At 62.4% G+C, this 5,026-nt stretch carries 4 protein-coding genes; all 4 read right to left on the bottom strand.

Annotation, left to right across the window (positions count from 1 at the left end; genetic code table 11):
- On the bottom strand, window positions 1-1,621 hold a 1,621-nt coding region (locus ADADOO_RS04525), incomplete at its 3' end, for a putative bifunctional diguanylate cyclase/phosphodiesterase (RefSeq protein WP_511275380.1).
- 27 nt (window positions 1,622-1,648) lie between these two features.
- Window positions 1,649-3,010 carry a DNA repair protein RadA gene (gene radA / locus ADADOO_RS04520; protein WP_511275378.1) on the bottom strand — a complete coding sequence of 454 codons (1,362 nt, stop codon included), beginning with the start codon at window positions 3,008-3,010 and terminating at the stop codon, window positions 1,649-1,651.
- A complete protein-coding gene (alr, locus tag ADADOO_RS04515; protein WP_511275376.1) occupies window positions 3,010-4,122 on the bottom strand; it encodes an alanine racemase in 1,113 nt (370 codons plus the stop codon). The genes radA and alr overlap by 1 nt, the downstream gene beginning before the upstream one ends.
- The coding region (locus tag ADADOO_RS04510) for a LysR family transcriptional regulator (RefSeq protein ID WP_511275375.1) at window positions 4,119-5,026 on the bottom strand (908 nt) is incomplete at its 5' end. The genes ADADOO_RS04510 and alr, both read right to left, overlap by 4 nt.

The raw sequence follows: 5,026 nt of genomic DNA, 5'->3' as shown, positions 1-5,026 counted from the left end.
GCTTGACCGACAGATTGACCGAGACTTGCGGCAAATCGAAGCCGCTCATGCGCCACTGCATGACCTGCCGGCAGGTTTCGCGCAGGACCCAGTAGCCAAGCCCGATGATCAGCCCGGAATCCTCGGCCAGCGGAATGAAACGCATCGGCATGACCAGGCCAAGTTCCGGGCTGTTCCAGCGCACCAGCGCTTCGGCGCCGACCAGTCGGCCACTTTGGGTTTCGACCTGGGGTTGCAGATGGACCGACAGTTCGCCGTTATCGAGCGCCCGGCGCAGCAGGTTTTCCATGCGGATGCGTTCCTGTGCATCGCGCGTCATTTCCGGCGTATAAAAATGGAAATTGCCGCGCCCCAGCGCCTTGGCCCGGTACATCGCCGTGTCGGCATTGCGCATGAGGTCGACCACGCTGTCGCCATCGCCGGGCGAAAGACTGATGCCAACCGAGGCGCTGAGGAAAAGCTCGTGGTCGTCCAGTTTGAAGGGGTATTCGAAGGCAGCGATGATTTCGCGGGCGAGCATAACGACTTCGCTTTCGCTGCGCACTCCCTCCATCAGGCAGATGAACTCGTCGCCGCCCAACCGGGCCAGCATGTCGATCAGCCGAACATGCTCGGAAAGCCGGGCAGCAACGGACACCAGCAATTCGTCGCCAACGCCGTGGCCGAGCGAATCGTTAACCTGTTTGAACTGGTCGAGATCGATGAATAGTATGGCCAGCCGCTCGCCGTGGCGGGCCGATTCGCGCAGGCTTTCTTCAAGCCGCTCGATAAAGCTGCGGCGGTTGGAGAGTCCGGTCAGTGGATCATGGTAGGCCAGGTAGTTGAGTTTGCTCTGCGCCTGCCGGCGCTCGACGATCTCGCCTTCGAGCTGCGTATTGGTCCGCTTGAGCTCGTCGGTGCGCGCCGCGACCTGGATTTCCAGCGTGTCACGGGCGGCCGCGATGCGCCCTTCCTGGTCTTCGAGGATCCCCTGGGCGCGGCGAACGACGAGAAACTGCATGAGGTAGAGCGCAGCAAAAACCAGCGCCACACCACCGGTAACCAGCCACATGTTGCGCTGCAATTGGGCGACGAAGGGCGTGACGTTCTGGTACAACTCGAAAACCCCCTCGACCGAATGGTCCTTGCCGCGAATGGGGATGTAGCTCGACAGTACATCAACCTCAGCCAGCGCGCCCTCGAAGGCATCGATGCGGTTGCGGTGGGTGAGTTCGCTGGCAACGGTTCCACTGATTGCCGCACGGAATCCGGGATTTTCCAGTTGGCTCTCACCAATTTGCGCGACATCGGTTGAGAACACGGTATTGCCAAGACGATTGTAGATCCTGACCTTGATCACCGCGGTGTTGCGCATCAGGTCAAGCGCGCTGGCATGGAGGCGACTGGTCTCGGCCGATTGCTTGAGGAAATTGGCATTCCGGCCGACTGAGTCGCTCATCAGTGAAGCCAGCGAATCATGCAGCGAATTCTCGAAAACCTGGGCCATGGCGACATTGCGTCCCTCGGCCAGATCCTGCATCTGCTGCAGCGAGAGCTTTTGGTAAAGCGGCCCGAGCACCCCAGCGGCCAGCACGATGAGAATAAAACTGAGCGTCGAGAAATAGCGCGAAAGATTGAACATGGTGGCCGGAAGGATGATGCGGGCAGCTTATTCCAACTCACGAATCCGCGCCACCGCCTCCTCGACGCGTTTAACGGCGATCACCTGCATGCCGGCAATCGCCTGTTTGGGGCGGTTCGCTTCGGGTATGAGCGCCCGGGTGAAGCCGAGCTTGGCGGCCTCTTTCAAACGCTCCTGGCCACGCGGTGCCGGACGGATTTCGCCGGCCAGGCCAACTTCACCAAACACAATAAGTTTCGACGGTAATGGTTTGTTTTTTAACGATGATGTAATCGACAACAACACCGCCAAGTCAGCCGCCGGCTCGGTGATTTTGACGCCGCCGACAGCATTGACGAATACATCCTGATCGAAGCAGACGATGCCGGCATGACGATGCAGCACCGCCAACAGCATGGCGAGCCGCTGCGGATCGAGGCCGACCGTCAGCCGGCGCGGATTGCCGTGCGCCGTATCGACCAGCGCCTGGATTTCGACGAGCAGCGGCCGCGTCCCTTCCTGCGTCACCATCACGCAGGAACCCGCCACGTCCTGACCGTGCTGCGACAGAAACAGGGCCGATGGATTGCTGACGCCTTTGAGGCCGGTTTCGGTCATGGCAAAAACGCCAATCTCATTGACCGCGCCAAAGCGGTTCTTGACGGCGCGCACGAGGCGGAAGCTTGAATGGGTGTCGCCCTCGAAATAAAGCACCGTGTCGACGATGTGTTCGAGCACGCGCGGCCCGGCCAAAGCGCCCTCCTTCGTCACGTGGCCGACGAGGATGACAGTGATGCCGGCCTGCTTGGCCAGCCGGGTCAGTTGCGCCGCACATTCGCGGACCTGGGCAACCGAGCCCGGCGCACTGGACAACTGGTCGGACCACAGCGTCTGTATTGAGTCAATGACCGCGACGACCGGTTTTTCCGCCTGCAAGGTGGCGAGGATGCGTTCGAGGTTGATCTCGGCCATCAGTTGCAGGCGCCGGGTGTCGAGGCCGAGCCGGCGGGCGCGCAGGGCGACCTGTTCGCCGGATTCCTCGCCGCTGACGTAGAGCACCTTGTTGTCGACCGAGAGGTGGGACAAAGCCTGCAGCAGCAGCGTGCTCTTGCCGATGCCCGGGTCGCCGCCGATGAGCACGACGGCGCCATTGACGAGGCCGCCGCCGAGCGCCCGGTCGAACTCGCCGACGCCGGTGGCGATCCGCTCAACTTCGCGCGCTTCGATTTCCGAGAGATTGAGCAGTCGGGCGGTGGGTGCCAGCGATTCGAAACGGCTGTTGGTCGGCGCTTTCTCGGCCACCGTTTCAACCAGGGTGTTCCAGCCGTTGCAGCCCGGGCACTGGCCCTGCCATTTCGGGCTGGTCGCGCCGCATTCGGTGCAGCTATAAATTGTTTTGATTTTGGCCATTATTTCCGGTTGACCGTAGCAATGTTGTCGAGGCTCACCGGGACGCGCGGCGCCAGGGCGCAGAACAGTTCGTAGGCGATGGTGCCGGCCGCCGTGGCGACTTCATCGGCCGGCACGTTGCCGGCGATGCCCGCGCCCCAGAGCGTGACCGGGGCACCGATGCCGGCTTCCGGAAGGTCGCTTAGATCGCAGGCCAGCATGTCCATCGAAACCCGGCCGACCGTTTTCGTCCGCCGCCCCATGACGGCAATCGGCGTGCCGCTTGGCGCGTGGCGCGGGTAGCCGTCGGCATAGCCGCAGGCTACGACGCCAATGCGCATCGGCCGGTCGGCCGTGAAAATGCCCCCGTAACCGACGCGGTCGCCGGCCACCAGATCCTGCACGCCGATGATGGCGCTCTCCAGCGTCATCGCCGGCTGCAAGCCGAGCGACTCGGCGCTGACCCCGGCAAACGGGCTGGCGCCATAGAGCATGATGCCCGGCCGCACCCAGTCGCCGTGCGTTTGCGGGTGATTGAGGATAGCCGCCGAATTGGCCAGGCAGACCGGGCCGGGCCAGTCGCCGGCCATTTGTCGAAAGCGCGCCAGCTGCTCGCTGACGCCACGCTCGCCATCGGCTTCGGCGAAATGCGTCATTAGCGTGACTTCAATCTGCGGCAACTGCTGCAGAATTGCCCTGGCCTTGCGCAGCGTTTCCGGCGTGAAACCGAGGCGGTTCATGCCGGTGTTGAGCTTGAGATAAAGCGCAACGGGCGCCGTGAACTGGCCATTGCGCACGAGCAGTTCGAGTTGTTCGAGGCAATGAACAACGCAGGTCAGCCGCTGTTCGATAACGGCCCGCACGTCGCGGGCGCTGAATACACCTTCGAGCAGCAAAATCGGCTGGGTGACGCCGGCCTCGCGCAGGGCAACGGCATTTTCGGCTTCCAGCAGGGCGAAACCGTCAGCCTCGCCGCGCAGTGCTTCGACAGCCCGCCACTGGCCGTGGCCGTAGGCGTTGGCCTTGACCACCGCCCACGCTTTGGCCTGCGGGGCGTGACGTTTGGCCAACCGGTAGTTGTCGAGAATCGCTGCCGGTGCGATGCGCGCACGAATGGGACGCGAGGTTTTCATGAAGCCATTTCTTTCAGTTTTGTTCGGGCAAATTGAATGAAGGTCCGGGCCAGCCGGGACTGGAAACGATCTTTCTGGAAAACCAGATAGAGGCTGCGTTCGAGCGGTGGTTTGAGCGGCGTGGCGATGAGTTCGCCGAGCTGGATTTCCTTGGCGACGACGGCTCTCGGCACGATAGCAAAACCGAGGCCAGTCGCCACGACGCCTTTCAACGACTCCGGACTACCCAGTTCCATCTGCATCTTGAGGCTGGCCGGCGGAACTTTATGGGCGAGAAAATAGGCATCGATAATTTCTCGCGTACCCGATCCAGGTTCGCGAGAAATATATTCGTACTCGGCCAGCGCCTTCGGCGTCACCGACTTCATGCCGGCCAGCGGGTAGTCGGGCGCGCAGATGACCAGCAACTCGTCGGCGCAGCAGACCTGGCTAGTCAGGCCGGCGAGCTTGGCCGGCACCTCGATCAGCCCGACATCGAGGGTATGTTCGGCCACCTGGCTCTCGATGCTTTCCGAGTTGGCAACAATCAAGCGGGCCCGGACCTGCGGATAGGCCGCATTGAATTCACCAAGGATGCGCGGCAGCATGAATTCGGCGATGGTCGGGCTGGCCCCGACGAGCAGCGGCCCGCGCATATCGCCGGTCTTTTCGGCCAGCCGCGTCTCCATTTCATCGGACAACGCGAGGATCTTTTCAGCGTAGGTGAGCACCATCTCGCCGGCCGGCGTCAGCGAAATGCCGCCGTGCCGCCGCTCGAACAGGCGCGTGCCGTACTGCTCTTCCAGTTGCTTGATCTGAAAGGTGACGGCCGGCTGCGTCATGAACAAGGCGTCGGCCGCCCGCGTAAAGCTCAGATGTTTTGCGACGGCATGAAAGACCTGCAAGCGCCGGTCAGCCATGATTT

Source organism: Azonexus sp. (assembly GCF_036170495.1).
In the GTDB taxonomy this organism is placed as follows: Bacteria; Pseudomonadota; Gammaproteobacteria; order Burkholderiales; family Rhodocyclaceae; genus Azonexus.
This window is presented reverse-complemented; position numbering and strand designations above follow the sequence as displayed.

What these genes read in the sequence shown, in the direction of transcription:
- radA (WP_511275378.1), bottom strand. Translation starts at nt 3,010, where the DNA reads ATGGCCAAAATCAAAACAATTTATAGCTGCACCGAATGCGGCGCGACC.
- alr (WP_511275376.1), bottom strand. Translation starts at nt 4,122, where the DNA reads ATGAAAACCTCGCGTCCCATTCGTGCGCGCATCGCACCGGCAGCGATT.